Genomic DNA, 17,530 nt, shown 5'->3' on the forward strand with positions numbered 1-17,530 from the left:
GGGAGCCGGCTTGCTGGCGAATGCGTCCGGTCAGACGATGCAAGGGTGAATGACACACCGCATTCGCCAGCAAGCCGGCTCCCACATTAATCGCATCCACCAGACACATCGGCAATAGCGGCGAAAAAGCGCCAGTTAAACCTGCGGCCAGAACGCCCGGATACCGGCCACGCCCTGCGCGCCGTTTTCCCACGCCTGTTGCCGCTGCGCAGGCCCCACTCCACCCAGCAGATACACCGGCTTGCTGAAGCCTTCGATCAACTCGCGCGCCTGCTCCCAACCCAGCGGTTTGGCATCGGGATGAGTCTGGGTCGGCTGCACCGGCGAGAGGGTGACGAAATCCACGCCCATCTGCTCGGCCAGTGACAGCTCTTCAGCGCTATGGCATGAAGCTGCCAGCCAGCGCTCCTCGGGGAATGGGCGGCCCTTGCTCGCGTACTTGCGCAACTGCTCGCTGGTCAGGTGCCAGCCAGCGGCGGGGAAATCGCCCAGCCACTCCAGCGGGCCCTTGAGCATCAACTGCGCCTTGCCCGCACACAGCCCGACCGCATCCACCGCAATATCGCGGTATTTGGGGTCGTAGCCGTTCGGCGCGCGCAGTTGAATCAACTTGATACCACCGGCGATCGCTTTCTGCATGCCTTGCAACAGCTGTGGCGTATCCAGCGCATCGGGGGTGATCAGGTAGTCGCCCGGCAAGCGGGCAGCGGCGACAATCGGCCGATTCGCCGCCGGAAATTCGTAACCGGGCAGCTCGCGATTGGACACCCAGGCCAGTGGCTGGCCCTCGGCGCCATGGGGCTCACCGGTAAAAGAGCTGACTTCCCAGACATCCAGCAACACTTGCTTGTCGGGGTAGTCGTGTTTGATCTTGATCAGCGGCCGGGCCGCGCCAACGACGATGCCCAGCTCTTCCTTCAGCTCGCGAGCGAGGGCGGCCTGGACGGTTTCGTCCGGTTCGACCTTGCCCCCGGGAAACTCCCACAAGCCGCCCTGGTGCTGTTTGTCAGCGCGCCGGGCAATGAGAATCTTGCCGTCGGTGCCGCGGATTACCGCAGCGGCTACATGGATGCGTTTCACGTTGAGCCTTCCTCTAAAACAACCTGATGCTTATGGCACGACACGTACCTGTAGGAGCGAATTCATTCGCGAAAAATCTTCCCGGCGCCAGAGATGCATCGCCTGAAACACCTTCGCGAATGAATTCGCTCCTACAGGGTGGGCGGCGCCGCACAGAAAATCCGTACGACGCCCTCATACCGATATCAGGTGCGGTATTCCGCGTTGATCTTCACGTACTCGTGGGACAGGTCGGTGGTCCAGATCGTTTCGCTGCAGTCACCGCGACCCAGTTCGATACGAATGGTGATTTCTTCCTCGGCCATCACCGCCGAGCCCTGGGCTTCGGTGTAGGTGGTGGCGCGGGCACCTTTGCTTGCGATGCACACGCCGCTGAGGAATACGTCGATCTTGCTCACGTCCAGATCCGGCACGCCGGCACGGCCTACGGCGGCCAGGATGCGGCCCCAGTTCGGGTCGGAGGCGAACAGCGCGGTCTTGATCAGAGGCGAGTGGGCGACGGTGTAGCCGACGTCCAGGCATTCCTGATGATTGCCGCCGCCGTTGACTTCAACGGTCACGAACTTGGTCGCGCCTTCGCCGTCACGCACGATGGCCTGAGCGACGTCCATGCAGACTTCGAACACGGCTTTTTTCAGGGCATCGAACAGCGGGCCGCGGGCTTCGGTCACTTCCGGCAGGTTGGCCTGGCCGGTGGCGATCAGCATGCAGCAGTCGTTGGTCGAAGTGTCGCCATCGATGGTGATGCGGTTGAACGACTTGTTGGCGCCGTCGCGGATCAGGTCCTGCAACACGCTCTGGGAAACCTTGGCGTCGGTGGCGATGTAGCCGAGCATGGTGGCCATGTTCGGGCGAATCATGCCCGCGCCCTTGCTGATGCCGGTTACGGTGACGGTCACGCCGTCGATCTGGAACTGACGGCTAGCGCCTTTTGGCAGGGTGTCGGTGGTCATGATGCCGGTGGCCGCGGCCGCCCAGTTATCCACAGACAGGTCGTCCAGCGCGGCTTGCAGTGCGCCTTCGATCTTTTCCACAGGCAGCGGCTCACCGATCACCCCGGTGGAGAACGGCAGGATCGCGCTGGCGTCCACGCCGGTCAGCTCGGCCAGTTTGGCAGTGGTGCGCTCGGCAGCCGCCAGGCCCGGCTCGCCGGTGCCCGCGTTGGCGTTGCCGGTGTTGGTCAGCAGGTAACGCACGGTGCCGCCCACGCGCTGCTTGGACAGGATCACCGGTGCCGCGCAGAACGCGTTGAGGGTGAACACGCCGGCCACGCTCGAACCTTCGGCGCAGCGCATGACCACCACATCCTTGCGCCCCGGGCGCTTGATGCCGGCAGAGGCAATGCCCAGTTCAAAACCGGGAACCGGGTGCAGCGTAGGCAAAGGACCAAGACCAACAGCCATGAAATGCGCTCCTTGAAAAAGAACCACGCCGCCCGGCCATGCCGAAGCGGCTGAATGAGAGTAAAACGCCGCGACGGCAGGGCCGGTCGCGGCGTGATGTTACGGTGACGCTAGTGCCGGGCCGTCGATCAGTTGATCTGACCGTGGCAATGCTTGAACTTCTTGCCCGAACCACACCAGCACAGCTCGTTGCGGCCCAGTTTCTGGTCGTTGCGAACCGGCGACAGTGCCGCGGCGGCGACAGCGACATCATCGCCCTCCTCGGCCATGGCCACTGGCTGATCCAGACCTGGCGCTTCGGCGTGCTGGAACTGCATGCGCTGAGCCAGTTCTTCGGCCTCGCGACGCAGGCGCGCCTCTTCTTCGGCCGGATCTTCGCGGCGAACCTGTACGTGAGACAGCACACGGATGGTGTCGCGCTTGATCGAATCCAGCAGTTCCTGGAACAGGGTGAACGACTCGCGCTTGTATTCCTGTTTCGGGTTCTTCTGAGCGTAGCCGCGCAGGTGGATACCATGGCGCAGGTGGTCCATGGTCGACAGGTGGTCTTTCCACAGGTCGTCCAGGACGCGCAGCAGAATCTGCTTCTCGAAGGTGCGCAGGGCGTCGGCGCTGGCCTGGTCTTCTTTCTCGTTGTAAGCCGCAAGGATGGCTTCCAGCAGTTTCGGACGCAGGTTTTCTTCGTGCAGGTGATCGTCTTCGTCCAGCCACTGCTGGATCGGCAGCTTGACGCCGAAATCGCTGTTCAGGGCGGCTTCCAGACCGGCCACGTCCCACTGCTCGGGCAGCGACTGTGGCGGAATGTGCGCGCTGATGGTGGCGTCGAGGACTTCTTCGCGGAACTCGGCAATGGTGTCACCAATGTTCGCCGCAGCCAGCAGGCTGTTACGCATGTGGTAGATCACTTTACGCTGTTCGTTGGAAACGTCGTCGAACTCCAGCAATTGCTTGCGGATATCGAAGTTGCGGCCTTCGACCTTGCGCTGTGCCTTTTCAATGGCGTTGGTCACCATGCGGTGCTCGATCGCCTCGCCGGACTGCATGCCCAGCGCCTTCATGAAGTTCTTCACCCGATCAGAGGCGAAGATGCGCATCAGGCTGTCTTCCAGCGATAGGTAGAAACGGCTCGAACCGGTGTCGCCCTGACGGCCGGCACGACCACGCAGCTGGTTGTCGATACGACGCGATTCGTGACGCTCGGAGGCGATCACGTGCAGGCCACCGGCCTCGATCACCTGCTGATGGCGCTTCTGCCAGGCAGCCTTGATCTGGGCGATCTGCTCTTGGGTTGGGTCTTCCAGGCTCGCAACTTCAACTTCCCAGTTGCCGCCCAGCAGGATGTCGGTACCGCGACCGGCCATGTTGGTGGCGATGGTCAGGGCGCCCGGACGACCGGCCTGGGCGATGATTTCAGCTTCTTTTTCGTGGAACTTGGCGTTCAGGACCTTGTGATCGATGCCTTCCTTCTTGAGCAGGTTGGACATGTGCTCGGAAGTTTCGATGGTCGCCGTACCCACCAGCACCGGACGCTGCTCGGCCAGACACGCCTTGATGTCGGTGATGATCGCCAGGTATTTCTCGTCGGCGGTCAGGTAGACCAGGTCGTTGAAGTCCTTGCGCGCCAACGGCTTGTTCGGCGGAATGACCATCACGGCCAGGGCGTAGATCTGATGGAATTCGAACGCTTCGGTGTCAGCGGTACCGGTCATGCCGGACAGCTTGTTGTACAGGCGGAAGTAGTTCTGGAAGGTGGTCGATGCCAGGGTCTGGCTCTCGGCCTGGATGTTCAGGTGCTCCTTGGCCTCGATCGCCTGGTGCAGGCCTTCGGACAGACGACGACCCGGCATGGTACGGCCGGTGTGTTCGTCGACCAGCATGATGCCGCCGTCCTGAACGATGTATTCGACGTTGCGATGGAACAATTTGTGCGCACGCAGGCCGGCATAAACGTGGGTCAACAGACCCAGGTTGTGTGCCGAGTACAGGCTCTCGCCTTCGGCCAGCAGACCGACCTGGGTCAGCATCTCTTCGATGAACTGGTGGCCGGCTTCGTTCAGCTCCACCTGACGCGATTTCTCGTCGACGGTGTAGTGACCCTGTTTGGTGACCTGGCCTTCCACTTCCTCGATGTGTTGTTCGAGTTTAGGGATCAGCTTGTTGATTTCGGTGTACAGCTTGGAGCTGTCTTCGGCTTGCCCCGAGATAATCAGCGGCGTACGCGCTTCGTCGATGAGGATGGAGTCCACTTCGTCGATCACGGCGAAGTTCAGCTCGCGCTGGAACTTGTCTTCCAGGCTGAACGCCATGTTGTCGCGCAGGTAGTCGAAGCCGAATTCGTTGTTGGTGCCGTAGGTAATGTCCGACGCATAGGCCGCGCGCTTCTCTTCAGGCGGCTGGAATGGCGTGACGACGCCCACGGTCAGGCCGAGGAATTCGTAAAGCGGACGCATCCAGTTGGCGTCACGACGGGCCAGGTAATCGTTCACGGTCACAACGTGCACGCCTTTGCCGGACAGCGCGTTGAGGTAAACGGCCAGTGTCGCCACCAGGGTTTTACCTTCACCGGTACGCATCTCGGCGATCATGCCTTCGTGCAGCGTCATGCCGCCGATCAGCTGAACGTCGAAGTGACGCATCCCCATGATGCGCTTGCCCGCTTCACGGCACACCGCGAAGGCTTCAGGCAAGAGCTTGTCCAGGGTTTCACCTTTGGCGATACGGGCCTTGAACTCTTCGGTCTTGGCGCGCAATTGCTCGTCCGAAAGGGCCACCATTTGCTCTTCGAAGCCGTTGACGATGCTGACCGTCTTGAGCATGCGCTTCACTTCGCGCTCGTTTTTGCTTCCGAAGAGTTTTTTCAACAAAGGTGCAAACATATCGACAGGATCTTCCACACATAGAGATGGAGGGCGGCCCCGTGAGTCGCCCGTGCAGCCCTCATGGCCGCATGCGAACGAGCATTCTACCCGGAAATGGTGGTGAGGAAAGTGGCGTTATTCCACGATGCTGGCACAGCAATGTTACGGGGCAGAAGTACAATAGGGGCATTTCCCGGGACTTCAACCCGTGGAGGGGAGAAGTTTGATTAATTCTTTTTCATCCTGTTGCGTCACCCAAGCCCTTGATTCAGGGTCGGTTTGCGCTTTCTGGTAAGATCGCGGGCTTGCAGGAACAGGCATTTCACATGGCATTTCGTCCTTTACAGGCTCGCGCACCGGCGGTTCTCCTGCGCGAAGCCAGGCCCCTGAGGGCCATTTTCCACCACGCCCAACGGCTGGCGCATTTGCAGCGCCTGCTCGAAACGCAGTTGCAACCGGCTGCGCGCGAGCATTGCCATGTGGCGTCGTGGCGTGAAGGGACTTTGTTGCTGGTGGTGACGGACGGGCACTGGGCGACGCGTTTACGTTATCAACAGAAGCGTTTACAGCGGCAGTTGATGGCCTTCCAGGAATTCGCCAACCTCACGCGGGTGTTGTTCAAGGTTCAGCCGGCGACCATTCATGCAGGGGCTGGCGGGCAGACGCGGGATTTGTCGGTTCGGGCGGCGGAGACGATCAGTGCGACGGCCGAGGGGATTGCTGATCCCGGGTTGCGGGCGGCGCTGGAGCGGTTGGCGGCGCATGGGAAGGATCGGGGTTAGTTTTTTTTCGTTGCCTCGAATGTTTATGTCCCCCTGCCATTTGTAGTGGTACTGCTTTGTTCTGACTTGAAGATCAGGATCAAGGGCGTTCTTCCTAACGTCAGACCTGTTTCGACTTCGTCGAGTTACTTGGAAAAGACACCCAAGTAACCAAGGTGTCTTGCTCCTGGTTTGGGTCTGACTTCGTCAGACTTCCTTCACTCCGGCGATGTTCCGTGGGCCCGGCGCGAAAGGGCCATCCATGGCCCACGCGCCTCTCGCGGCATCCTGCCGCTCGTCCCACTCCACATCGCCTGCGTTCAGCCTGCACCCAAGTCGCGTTTGGCGTTGTCTGGGCTATCGCGCATGAAGATCAAAAGCCAGATCAAAAGCACCCGGCTAACGCCGCCACCCGTAGCAGTCCGGCTTGCCGGCGTTCTGGCACGAAGCGGCAGTAAAATCAGGCGACTTGGCCGTGTCAGGATTACCGTGTGCACAGAATTTGCTGCCGCTGCGCGCCAGAACGCCGGCAAGCCGGACTGCTACGGGTGGCGGCGTTAGCCGGTCGATGGCGTTAGCCGCGCGCTTTTGATTTGGCTTTTGATCTTCATGCGCAACTCTCCCAGACGACGCAAAACGCGACTTGGGTGCAGGCCGAACGGAGGTCTCGTGGAGTGGGTCGAGCGGCATGGATGCCGCGAGAGGCGCGTTGGGCCATGGATGGCCCTTCGCGCCGGGCCCACGGAGCGAGGCCGGAGTGAGGGAACCTCGACGAAGGAGAGGCCCAACCAGGAGCAGGACACCTTGGTTACTTGGGTGTCTTTTCCAAGTAACTCGACGAAGTCGAAACAGGTCTGACGTTAGGAAGAACGCTCTTGATCTTGATCTTGATCTTGATCCAAAAAACCACCACCCATAAAAAAGGCCACCGATAAAGGTGGCCTCAAAAAAACTAAGAAGAAGAGACTGCTTACACCGCCGCTACAGGGCGCATGTACGAGATCGGTGCGGTACTGGCATCTTCGAAGGTCACAACTTCCCACGCGTCTTCCTGGGCGATCAACGCACGCAGCAGACGGTTGTTCAGACCGTGGCCCGACTTGAAGCCCTGGTACTCGCCAATCAGGCTGTTGCCCAACAGATACAGGTCACCGATGGCATCCAGAATCTTGTGTTTGACGAATTCGTCTTCATAACGAAGACCGTCTTCATTCAACACGCCGTCCTTGTCCACGACGATCGCGTTTTCAACGCTGCCGCCCAGAGCAAGGTTGTGCTTGCGCAGGTACTCGATGTCTTTCATGAAACCGAACGTACGCGCACGGCTCACTTCTTTCACGAAAGAAGTGCTGGAGAAGTCGACGCTCGCCGTCTGCGTGCGGTTCTTCAGGTACGGGTGGTCGAAATCTATTTCGAAGCTCACCTTGAAACCTTCGAACGGCACGAACTTGGCGTATTTGCCGTCTTCTTCTACGCAAACCTCTTTCAGAATGCGTATGAATTTCTTCGGTGCGTCCTGCTCTTCCAGGCCCGCCGATTGAATCAGGAATACGAAGGGACCTGCGCTGCCGTCCATGATCGGAACTTCGGAGGCAGAGAGTTCAACGTAGGCGTTATCGATGCCAAGGCCGGCCATGGCCGACAGCAAGTGTTCAACCGTATCGACCTTCACGTCACCGTTGAACAGTGTCGTGGAGAGCGTGGTGTCGCCAACGTTCAACGCGTGGGCGTTGATCTGGACGACCGGCTCCAGGTCGGTACGGAAAAACACAATGCCAGCGTTCACAGGTGCAGGCTTGAGGGTCAGGTAGACCTTTTCCCCAGAGTGCAGACCGATGCCTGTGGCACGAATAATATTCTTCAGGGTGCGTTGTTTAATCATGGCATTGGCCGCTTCAGCGCATATCGCGAATTAGTATCAACAAAGGCTGGCGATGATAGCAGACCTCGCCTTTGCTGAACACCAATCACCCTTATACCCCTGATAGAACTCATCAATCAGCCTGACGACGCAGGAAAGCTGGAATGTCCAGGTAATCCAGATCGTCTTGCGGATTCATCTTCGCCGCCGCTGTCGCGCCTGCGTGTGCCTGGTTGCGCATCACGGTAGGACGGTCCAGATCGCGGTAGTTCACCGATGGCTGCTCCTGACGAACCTGCTGTTGCTGCACAGGGGCGGCTTGAGCGGTTTGCATGGTGTTGTCGATGACCTTCACAGGCTTCTCGATCTTCGCACCCAGGCCGGTGGCAACCACGGTCACGTGCAGCTCGTCGCGCATGTCCGGATCGATAACGGTACCGACCTTGACCATGGCGTGCTCGGAGGCGAACGCTTCGATGATGCTACCCACGTCCGAGTACTCACCCAGGGACAGGTCGGGACCTGCAGTGATGTTGACCAGGATGCCGCGAGCGCCCTGCAGGTTGACGTCTTCGAGCAGCGGGTTGCGGATCGCAGCTTCGGTGGCTTCACGCGCACGGTTTGGACCGCTGGCAGCGCCGGTACCCATCATCGCCATGCCCATTTCAGACATCACGGTGCGTACGTCGGCGAAGTCGACGTTGATCATGCCCGGACGCTTGATGATGTCGGAGATACCGCGAACGGCACCGGCCAGTACATCGTCAGCCTTGGCGAAGGCGGACAGCAGGCTCGCGTCCTTGCCCAGGATGGTCAGCAGCTTCTCGTTGGGGATGGTGATCAACGAGTCGACGCTTTCGGACAGCGCGCGGATGCCTTCATCGGCGATCTGCATGCGCTTGCGGCCTTCGAACGGGAACGGACGGGTGACCACTGCAACGGTCAGGATGCCCATTTCCTTCGCCACTTCGGCGATGATCGGCGCAGCACCGGTACCGGTACCGCCACCCATGCCGGTGGTGATGAAAACCATGTTGGTGCCCTGCAGAACTTCCGCAATGCGCTCACGATCTTCCAGTGCGGCCTGACGACCTACTTCAGGGTTGGCACCTGCACCCAGGCCCTTGGTCACACCGGTACCCAGTTGCAGAATGGTCCGTGCGCCAATGTTTTTCAGTGCTTGAGCATCAGTGTTGGCGCAGATGAACTCGACGCCCTCAATGTTGCTCTTGACCATGTGATTGACCGCGTTGCCGCCGCCGCCACCGACGCCGATAACCTTGATTACCGGGCTTTGTGGGATGTTGTCTACGAGCTCGAACATGTTCCCTCTCCTTCACTTCTCTAGTTTTTTATCGCCTACTGCCGCCTACCACTTTTTGAAACTTAGAAATTCCCCTGGACCCACCGCTTGAGGCGCTCAAGCACGGGTGCCTTCGGTTCATCGCTATAACTGCTACCGGGGCCGGACAAGCCCGACAGCGTGATGCCGTCGGACTGCTTTTGCAGTCCGTACAGCAGCAGGCCAACACCGGTGGAGTAGATCGGGTTGCGAACGACGTCCGCCAGACCCTTGATGCTGTGCGGAACGCCCAGGCGAACCGGCATGTGGAAGATTTCTTCCGCCAGTTCGACCGCGCCTTCCATTTTCGAGGTGCCGCCGGTCAGCACGATGCCGGCCGGGATCAGGTCTTCGTAGCCGCTGCGACGCAGCTCGGCCTGGATCAGGGTGAACAGCTCGTCATAGCGTGGCTCGACCACTTCGGCGAGTGCCTGACGGGACAGTTCGCGCGGTGGACGGTCGCCCACGCTCGGAACCTTGATGGTTTCGCCCGCGCCAGCCAGCTTGGCCAGTGCACAGGCGTAACGGATCTTGATCTCCTCGGCGTACTGGGTTGGAGTACGCAGGGCCATCGCGATGTCGTTGGTCACTTGATCGCCGGCGATCGGGATCACCGCGGTGTGACGGATCGCGCCTTCGGTGAAGATCGCGATGTCGGTGGTGCCGCCGCCGATGTCCACCAGGCACACGCCCAGTTCTTTCTCGTCGTCGGTCAGCACCGAATAGGCCGAAGCCAGCTGCTCCAGAATGATGTCGTCGACTTCCAGGCCACAGCGGCGCACGCATTTCTCGATGTTCTGCGCAGCGTTGACCGCGCAAGTCACCACATGGACCTTGGCTTCCAGGCGCACGCCCGACATGCCCAGAGGTTCGCGAACGCCTTCCTGGTTATCGATCACGTAATCCTGCGGCAGGGTGTGCAGGACGCGCTGGTCAGCCGGAATCGCCACCGCTTGTGCAGCGTCAAGGACGCGCTCAAGGTCGGCCGAGCTCACTTCGCGGTCACGAATCGCCACGATGCCGTGGGAGTTCAGGCTGCGGATGTGATTGCCGGCGACACCGACGAATGCCGAGTGAATGCGGCAGCCCGCCATCAGCTGCGCTTCTTCGACGGCGCGCTGAATCGACTGCACGGTCGACTCGATATTCACCACCACCCCCTTCTTCAGGCCGCGGGACGGATGAGTGCCGATACCGACGATTTCCAGCGTGCCATCAGCCGCGACTTCGCCCACCAGCGCCACCACCTTGGAGGTGCCGATATCCAATCCGACGATCATTTTGCCGCTTTGCACGTTTGCCATGGGTCCTGCCTCTTATCAATTCTTCGCGACGACGGGTTTGTCCGTCGTTGGCGCTGGTGCCTGCTCACGCCACCCAACGGCCAGGCCGTTGTTGTAGCGCAGGTCTACTCGCGCAATGTTCGTGATCTGTTCTTTAAGCGTTTTTTCGTAGATGGCGATAAAGCGGCGCATCTTCTCCACCAGGTGGTCGCGACCCAGCAGCAACTCCAGGCCCGGGCCTGCGTTGTTGGCGCCAGTGGTCAGGAACCAGCTGCCCCGCTCGCGCAGCTCCAGGCGAGCGATGGAGAAGCCCAGCGGGCGCAACATCTGACTCAGGACCTGGTACTGCTGCATCACCTGCTGTTGAGCCCGCACGGGCCCGAACAACTGCGGAAGGTGTTCGTAGTTGGCCAGCTCGCGCGGGGTGAACGCCTGACCCTGGTTGTTGAGCAGGGCCTCATCGCCCCAGCGCGCAACCGGCAACTGTTCTTCCAGGCGGATCACCACCTGATCCGGCCACACGCGGCGGACCTCGGCGTGGGCGATCCACGGCATCTGCTCGAGCTCGGTACGCATCCCGGCCAAGTCGATCTGGAAGAAACTGGTGGCCACGTACGGCGCGATCCGCTGCTGCACGGCCTGCTGGCTGATGTAACTCAGGTCGCCCTGAACGTTGATCCGCGAGATCGGCCGGTCGGCATACGGCAGCAGGCGCTGGGCCGCTTCGTAGGTGCCGAAGCCCAGCACCACCAGCAGCACCGGCCACATCAGCGCGCGCAGGAAGCCAAAATTCGGCCGCGGCATGCGCGCCGACAGCGGCTCCTTGGCCACCATCCGGCTGGCACCGCGAGGCACCGGCTTGCGGCTCGGTGATGATTGCTGATGACGAAGCGTCGCGCCGTGCATGATTTACCCTCGCACCTGGACACTGTCGGCCAGAATCGCCAACACCAACTGGTTGAAATCGAGCCCCGCCGCTTTCGCGGCCATGGGCACCAGGCTGTGGTCGGTCATCCCCGGAACGGTGTTGACTTCCAGCAGCCAGAACTTGCCATCGGCGTCCTGCATGACATCGGTACGCGCCCACCCGGCAATGCCCACGGCTTCGCAGGCACGAGCGGTCAGCGTTTTCAGTTCCTGTTCCTTGTCGGCATCGAGGCCGCAGGGAATCCGGTACTGGGTATCGCTGGCCAGGTACTTGGCGTCGTAGTCGTAGAAGCTGTGGGGAGTGCCCAGGCCGATGGGCGGCAATACCTGCCCGCGCAGAGAGGCGACGGTGAACTCCGGACCTTGAATCCATTGTTCGACCAACACTTGCGAATCGTAGGTACTGGCAGCGGTCCATGCGGCGATCAATTCGTCGACGCCGGTCACCTTGGCCATACCGATACTGGAGCCTTCATGGGCGGGTTTGACGATCAAAGGAAAGCCCAGTTCCGTCGCTGCCGAAATACAATCCGCCTCACTGGCCAATACCGCATGCAGCGGCGTCGGCAGGCCCAGGCTCTGCCAGACCTGCTTGGTGCGCAGCTTGTCCATCGCCAGTGCCGAAGCCAGTACGCCGCTGCCGGTGTACGGAATGTTCAGGCATTCGAGCAGGCCTTGCATGGTACCGTCTTCGCCACCCCGGCCGTGCAGCACGATGAAGGCGCGGTCGATCTTCTCGCTGGCGAGACGCTGCAGGAAATCGTCGCCCACGTCGATGCCGAAGGCATCCACGCCCCCGCCGAGCAGTGCATCGAGCACGGCCTTGCCGGATTTCAGGGAAACCTCCCGCTCTGCGCTCTTGCCACCGAAGAGCACAGCGACCCGACCGAAGCTTTCAGGCTTCAGGGTCGAGAACAGGGAGACTTGCGCGGCGGCTGTCATTTCAGCTTACCTTCGGTCGAGGCCACGATGGCGCCCGTGAACAACGGGCTCTTGAGCAGTTGCGGCGCCAGGCCGCCGATGTCGCCGGCACCCTGACACAGCAGGATGTCGCCAGCACGCAGCAGTGGCTTGACCAGCGGGGCGAGCTCGACGCCACGCTCGATGTAGATCGGGTCCAGTTGGCCGCGCTGGCGGATGCTGTGGGCCAGCTGGCGGCTGTCCGCACCGGGAATCGGCTCTTCGCCGGCCGGATAGACTTCCATCAGCAGCAGAACGTTGGCGTCGCCCAGCACCTGCACGAAGTCGTCGTAGAGATCGCGGGTACGGCTGTAGCGGTGCGGCTGGTAAACCATGACTAGGCGACGATCCGGCCAGCCGCCGCGCACGGCATTGATCACTGCGGCCACTTCACGCGGGTGATGGCCGTAGTCGTCGACCAGCATGACGTTGCCGCCTTCGACCGGCAGCTCGCCGTAGACCTGGAAGCGCCGACCCACGCCCTGGAAGCCCGACAGGCCCTGGACGATGGCTTCGTCGGTGATGCCTTCGTCAGTCGCGATCGCGATGGTCGCCAGCGAGTTCAGTACGTTGTGGTTGCCCGGCATGTTCACCGAGACATCCAGCGGCTCGCGGTCGCGGCGCAGCACGGTGAAGTGAGTGCGCATGCCTTCCTGGCGCACGTTGATCGCGCGCACGTCGGCTTCTTCATTGAAGCCATAGGTGACCACCGGACGCTTGACCGACGGCAGGATGTCGCGCACTACCGGATCGTCGGTGCAGACCACGGCCAGCCCATAGAACGGCAGGTTGTGCAGGAACTCGACGAAGGTTTTCTTCAGTTTGTTGAAGTCGCCTTCGTAGGTCGCCATGTGGTCGGCGTCGATGTTGGTGACCACGGCCACCAGCGGCTGCAGGTGCAGGAAGCTGGCGTCGCTTTCGTCCGCTTCAGCGATCAGGTAACGGCTGGTGCCGAGCTGCGCGTTGGTACCGGCAGCGTTCAGGCGGCCACCGATCACGAAGGTCGGGTCCAGGCCACCGGCGGCGAACACCGAGGCCAGCAAGCTGGTGGTGGTGGTCTTGCCGTGGGTGCCGGCGACTGCGATGCCATGGCGATAGCGCATCAACTCGGCCAGCATCTCGGCACGAGGCACCACCGGAATGCGACGCTCGAGCGCGGTTGCCACTTCCGGGTTGGACGTGTTCACGGCGCTGGACACCACCAGCACGTCAGCGGCGGCAGCGTTCTCGGCGCGGTGGCCAATGAAGATTTCAGCGCCGAAGGTCTTCAGGCGCTCGGTCACCGGGGAAGCCTTGAGGTCCGAACCCGAGACGGCGTAACCCAGGTTCAGCAACACCTCGGCGATCCCGCACATGCCCACACCGCCAATACCGACGAAGTGGATGCGACGGATACGACGCATTTCCGGCTGTGGCATCGCGCGTTGATTCTCAACCATGGGCCACCTCCAGGCAGACATCGACGACGGTGTTGGTGGCGTCCGGCTTGGCCAGTTGGCGGGCCGTGGCAGCCATGCGTTTGAGTTGTTCGGGTTGCATCAAAACCTCTTTCAGGCGAGCGGCCATATCGGCGGCGCCAGTTGTCCTCTGTGGCATAACGAAGGCAGCGCCTTCACGAGCCAGATATTCGGCATTGCGCGACTGGTGATCGTCGATCGCGTGGGGCAGCGGCACCAGCAACGACGGCAGGCCAGCGGCTGCCAGTTCACTGATGGTCAGCGCGCCTGCGCGGCACACCACCAGATCCGCCCAGCCATAGGCCTGGGCCATGTCTTTGATGAAGGGCGCGACCTGCGCCTCGACACCCGCCGCGCGATAACGCTCGGTGGTGACTTCATCGTGATTCTTGCCGGCCTGATGAAACACTTCAGGACGCAGCTCTGCGGGCACCTGAGACAGCGCCTCGGGCAGCAGTTTGTTCAAAGGCTCGGCGCCCAGGCTTCCGCCCAGCACCAGCAGACGCGGCCGGCGCCCCTCCAGCGCCTGACGCGGCGTTTCGAAGAACAGTTCGGCGCGCACCGGGTTGCCGGTGGTGCGACGCTTGGCCGAGGCCGCGAAGGTCTGCGGGAACGCCTCGCACACGCGCGCAGCGAACGACGCCAGGCTGCGGTTGGCGGTTCCGGCCACGGCGTTCTGCTCGTGGATGATCAGCGGCACGCCGGACAGCTTCGCCGCCAGGCCGCCGGGGCCTGTCACGTAACCGCCAAAACCGACCACGCAGACCGGCTTGAGCTGACGCACGACCTTGCGCGCCTGCAGCAACGCCTTGAGCAACATGAAAGGCGCCTTGAGCAGGGACAGCCGCCCCTTGCCGCGCAGGCCGGTGACATTGATCAGGTGCAGTTGCAGCCCGGCCGCCGGCACCAGTTCGTTCTCGATACCCCGTGGCGTACCCAGCCAGTGCACGGTATAGCCGCGCGCCTGGAACTCGCGGGCGCAGGCCAGCGCCGGGAACACGTGTCCGCCGGTGCCACCGGCCATGATCAGCACATTACCGGCGGCCATGGGCAGGCTCCTCGGCAAAGTCGCTTTCACTGAATTCGGCTTCTTCACTGCCCATGTTGTTGCGCGATTCCCACTCGATGCGCAGCAACAGCCCAAGGCTGGCGCAGCAGATGATCAAGGAGCTGCCGCCATAACTGAGGAACGGCAGAGTCAGACCCTTGGTCGGCAACAGGCCGACGTTCACACCGATGTTGATCAGGAACTGGCCGATCCACAGAAACGCCAGGCCATAGGCGGTGTACGCCGCGAAGAACTGCTTGGCGCGCTCGGCCCACATGCCGATGTACATCGCGCGGATACTGACGAACATGAACAGGGCCACGGTGATCAGCGAACCGACCACGCCCAGTTCTTCGGCCAGCACCGAGAACACGAAGTCGGTGTGCGCTTCAGGCAGGTAGAACTGCTTCTGCACGCTGTTGCCCAGGCCGACACCGAACCACTCGCCGCGACCGAAGGCAATCAGCGCCTGGGTCAGCTGGTAACCGGAACCGAACTGATCGGACCATGGGTCGGTAAAGGTGATCAGACGCGCCATCCGGTAAGGCTGCGCCTGTACCAGAATGAACACGGCCGCAACCGCCAGCGCCACCATCAGGGTGAAGCGGAACAGGCCCACGCCACCGAGGAACAGCATTGCCGCGGCGGCGCCCATCATCACGACGGTGGCACCGAAGTCAGGCTCCATCAGCAACAGGCCAGCCATGGGCAGCAATACGATGAACGGCTTGAAGAAGCCCATCCAGCTTTCGCGCACTTCGGTCTGACGACGAATCAGGTAACCGGCGAGGAAAATCACCACGAACACCTTGGCGATTTCCGACGGCTGCACGTTGAACATGCCGAAGCCGATCCAGCGCATCGAACCGTTCACCTCGCGCCCGATCCCGGGCACGATCACCAGAATCAGCAGGCCGAAGGCGCCCAACAGCATCAGCCAGCCCAGACGTTGCCAGGTGGCGACCGGAATCATCATGGTGGCGACACAGGCCGCCAGCCCCAGCACCAGATAGATCAGGTGCCGGGTCATCATGTACAGCGCGTTGCCGGACTGCACGGCAGCTACTTCCGAGGATGCAGAAGTGATCATCACCAGGCCCAGGCCCAGCAGCGCCAGGCAGCCGGCGAGCATCGGGAAGTCGACGTCGACGCCACGGCCGCTGATGATCGGCGACGGGAAAGGCTTGATCACGCCAAAAATCATGACAAGTCCCCCACGGCCTGAGCGAACAGGCGTCCGCGTTCTTCGAAATTCTTGAACATGTCCAGGCTTGCGCAGGCTGGAGACAGCAACACGGCGTCCCCCTGCACAGCCAGTTCGGCAGCACGTTGCACAGCTTCTTCCAATGTCTTGACGCGGATCAGGGGCACCGAATCGCCAAAGGTCGCGGCGAGTAACTCGGCATCGCGGCCCAGCAGCACGACGGCGCGGCAATGTCTGGCGACCGGCGCTTTCAACGCAGAGAAGTCCGCGCCCTTGCCGTCGCCACCGGCGATCAGTACCAATTGGCCGTTGATGTCCGCGCCCAGGCCTTCGATGGCAGCCAGTGCGGCGCCAACGTTGGTGGCCTTGGAGTCGTCGTAGTAGCTCACGCCATTGCGCTCGCGTACCCACTGGCAACGGTGCACCAGCCCGGCAAAGCTGCGAAGTGCCTGGAGCATCGGCTCGAACGGCAAGCCCGCCGCGTGGCCCAGCGCCAACGCCGCAAGCGCATTGGCCTGATTGTGCGCACCACGGATTTTCAGCTCGCTCACCGGCATCAGGTTGTCGAACTGGAACGCCAGGTATTTTTCGCCGTTCTCTTCTCGCAGACCGAAGCCGTTGATGTCAGGTCGGTTCAGACCAAAGGTCCAGCACGGCACCCCTTCGCCGATCAATGGTCGCGACAGCGCGTCCTGACGATTGACCACGACCTGACGCGCACCACGGAAAATCCGGTGCTTGGCCAGGTGGTAAGCAGGCAGGCCGCTGTAGCGGTCCATGTGGTCTTCGCTGACGTTGAGCACGGTGGCCACTTCAGCGCCCAGCTGATCGGTGGTTTCCAGCTGGAAGCTCGACAGCTCCATCACGTACAACTCGATATCGTCGCTGAGCAGGTCCAGCGCCGGCGTGCCCAGGTTGCCGCCAACGGCCACGCGCTTGCCCGCCGCGGCGGCCATTTCGCCGACCAGCGTGGTCACGGTGCTTTTCGCGTTGGAACCGCTGATGGCGATGATCGGCGCCTTCGCGTTACGCGCGAACAGCTCGATGTCACCGGACAGCTTCACGCCACGGGCGGCCGCAGCCTGCAGCGCCGGGGTGGCCAGGGCCAGACCCGGGCTCACGTACAGCTCGTCGGCGCGGCAGAGAAATTCCACATCCAGCTCGCCACAGCGCACTTCCACGTTCGGGTAGTCACGGCGCAGCGTCGCAAGCTCCGGCGGATTCTCCCGCGTATCGGCCACGGCAAACGCCACGCCCCGGTTCGCCAGGAAGCGAACCAGGGACATGCCGCTCTTGCCGAGGCCGACAACGATGCGGAAGTGGTCAGACGCGATCAACGACACTCT

General features: G+C 61.8%; 13 protein-coding genes. 1 reads left to right on the forward strand and 12 read right to left on the reverse strand.

The window, feature by feature from the left end:
• Positions 1-135 precede the first annotated feature (135 nt).
• The 3 genes from AC1MEK_RS04920 to secA form a co-directional block, all read right to left on the reverse strand.
• A complete protein-coding gene (locus AC1MEK_RS04920; RefSeq protein ID WP_480395135.1) occupies positions 136-1,080 on the reverse strand; it encodes a Nudix family hydrolase in 945 nt (314 codons plus the stop codon).
• Between the two features lie 185 nt (positions 1,081-1,265).
• Entirely contained in the window at positions 1,266-2,483 is a 1,218-nt protein-coding gene (gene argJ / locus AC1MEK_RS04925) for a bifunctional glutamate N-acetyltransferase/amino-acid acetyltransferase ArgJ (RefSeq protein ID WP_480395136.1), read from the reverse strand.
• Between the two features lie 128 nt (positions 2,484-2,611).
• A complete protein-coding gene (secA, locus tag AC1MEK_RS04930) occupies positions 2,612-5,359 on the reverse strand; it encodes a preprotein translocase subunit SecA (protein WP_480395137.1) in 2,748 nt (915 codons plus the stop codon).
• Between the two features lie 308 nt (positions 5,360-5,667).
• On the opposite strand from secA, the gene AC1MEK_RS04935 reads away from it, so the two are divergent.
• Entirely contained in the window at positions 5,668-6,123 is a 456-nt protein-coding gene (locus AC1MEK_RS04935; RefSeq protein ID WP_480395138.1) for a DUF721 domain-containing protein, read from the forward strand.
• Positions 6,124-7,072: 949 nt separating this feature from the next.
• Here AC1MEK_RS04935 and lpxC read toward each other — a convergent pair.
• From lpxC to murD, 9 genes are all read right to left on the reverse strand, one after another.
• Entirely contained in the window at positions 7,073-7,984 is a 912-nt protein-coding gene (lpxC, locus tag AC1MEK_RS04940; protein ID WP_108236924.1) for a UDP-3-O-acyl-N-acetylglucosamine deacetylase, read from the reverse strand.
• 112 nt (positions 7,985-8,096) lie between these two features.
• The gene (gene ftsZ / locus AC1MEK_RS04945) at positions 8,097-9,287 is read right to left on the reverse strand and encodes a cell division protein FtsZ (protein ID WP_480395139.1); all 1,191 of its coding nucleotides are present in this window, start codon (positions 9,285-9,287) and stop codon (positions 8,097-8,099) included.
• A gap of 62 nt (positions 9,288-9,349) precedes the next feature.
• The gene (gene ftsA, locus AC1MEK_RS04950; protein ID WP_274136172.1) at positions 9,350-10,609 is read right to left on the reverse strand and encodes a cell division protein FtsA; all 1,260 of its coding nucleotides are present in this window, start codon (positions 10,607-10,609) and stop codon (positions 9,350-9,352) included.
• Between the two features lie 15 nt (positions 10,610-10,624).
• Positions 10,625-11,494 carry a cell division protein FtsQ/DivIB gene (locus AC1MEK_RS04955; RefSeq protein ID WP_480395140.1) on the reverse strand — a complete coding sequence of 290 codons (870 nt, stop codon included), beginning with the start codon at positions 11,492-11,494 and terminating at the stop codon, positions 10,625-10,627.
• Between the two features lie 3 nt (positions 11,495-11,497).
• The gene (locus AC1MEK_RS04960) at positions 11,498-12,457 is read right to left on the reverse strand and encodes a D-alanine--D-alanine ligase (protein WP_480395141.1); all 960 of its coding nucleotides are present in this window, start codon (positions 12,455-12,457) and stop codon (positions 11,498-11,500) included.
• Positions 12,454-13,914 (reverse strand): UDP-N-acetylmuramate--L-alanine ligase, encoded by a 1,461-nt coding sequence (gene murC / locus AC1MEK_RS04965; protein WP_480395142.1) that lies wholly within the window; start codon positions 13,912-13,914, stop codon positions 12,454-12,456. Before murC ends, AC1MEK_RS04960 begins: the two co-directional genes overlap by 4 nt.
• The gene (murG, locus tag AC1MEK_RS04970; RefSeq protein WP_480395143.1) at positions 13,907-14,980 is read right to left on the reverse strand and encodes an undecaprenyldiphospho-muramoylpentapeptide beta-N-acetylglucosaminyltransferase; all 1,074 of its coding nucleotides are present in this window, start codon (positions 14,978-14,980) and stop codon (positions 13,907-13,909) included. The genes murC and murG overlap by 8 nt, the downstream gene beginning before the upstream one ends.
• Positions 14,967-16,184 (reverse strand): putative lipid II flippase FtsW, encoded by a 1,218-nt coding sequence (gene ftsW, locus AC1MEK_RS04975; RefSeq protein ID WP_480395144.1) that lies wholly within the window; start codon positions 16,182-16,184, stop codon positions 14,967-14,969. The genes murG and ftsW overlap by 14 nt, the downstream gene beginning before the upstream one ends.
• Positions 16,181-17,527 (reverse strand): UDP-N-acetylmuramoyl-L-alanine--D-glutamate ligase, encoded by a 1,347-nt coding sequence (gene murD / locus AC1MEK_RS04980; protein ID WP_480395145.1) that lies wholly within the window; start codon positions 17,525-17,527, stop codon positions 16,181-16,183. Before murD ends, ftsW begins: the two co-directional genes overlap by 4 nt.
• Between the last annotated feature and the right edge of the window lie 3 nt (positions 17,528-17,530).

Source organism: Pseudomonas sp. 2 (assembly GCF_056627435.1).

What these genes read in the sequence shown, in the direction of transcription:
- argJ (WP_480395136.1), bottom strand. Translation starts at nt 2,483, where the DNA reads ATGGCTGTTGGTCTTGGTCCTTTGCCTACGCTGCACCCGGTTCCCGGT.
- secA (WP_480395137.1), bottom strand. Translation starts at nt 5,359, where the DNA reads ATGTTTGCACCTTTGTTGAAAAAACTCTTCGGAAGCAAAAACGAGCGC.
- AC1MEK_RS04935 (WP_480395138.1), top strand. Translation starts at nt 5,668, where the DNA reads ATGGCATTTCGTCCTTTACAGGCTCGCGCACCGGCGGTTCTCCTGCGC.
- lpxC (WP_108236924.1), bottom strand. Translation starts at nt 7,984, where the DNA reads ATGATTAAACAACGCACCCTGAAGAATATTATTCGTGCCACAGGCATC.
- ftsZ (WP_480395139.1), bottom strand. Translation starts at nt 9,287, where the DNA reads ATGTTCGAGCTCGTAGACAACATCCCACAAAGCCCGGTAATCAAGGTT.
- ftsA (WP_274136172.1), bottom strand. Translation starts at nt 10,609, where the DNA reads ATGGCAAACGTGCAAAGCGGCAAAATGATCGTCGGATTGGATATCGGC.
- AC1MEK_RS04955 (WP_480395140.1), bottom strand. Translation starts at nt 11,494, where the DNA reads ATGCACGGCGCGACGCTTCGTCATCAGCAATCATCACCGAGCCGCAAG.
- AC1MEK_RS04960 (WP_480395141.1), bottom strand. Translation starts at nt 12,457, where the DNA reads ATGACAGCCGCCGCGCAAGTCTCCCTGTTCTCGACCCTGAAGCCTGAA.
- murC (WP_480395142.1), bottom strand. Translation starts at nt 13,914, where the DNA reads ATGGTTGAGAATCAACGCGCGATGCCACAGCCGGAAATGCGTCGTATC.
- murG (WP_480395143.1), bottom strand. Translation starts at nt 14,980, where the DNA reads ATGGCCGCCGGTAATGTGCTGATCATGGCCGGTGGCACCGGCGGACAC.
- ftsW (WP_480395144.1), bottom strand. Translation starts at nt 16,184, where the DNA reads ATGATTTTTGGCGTGATCAAGCCTTTCCCGTCGCCGATCATCAGCGGC.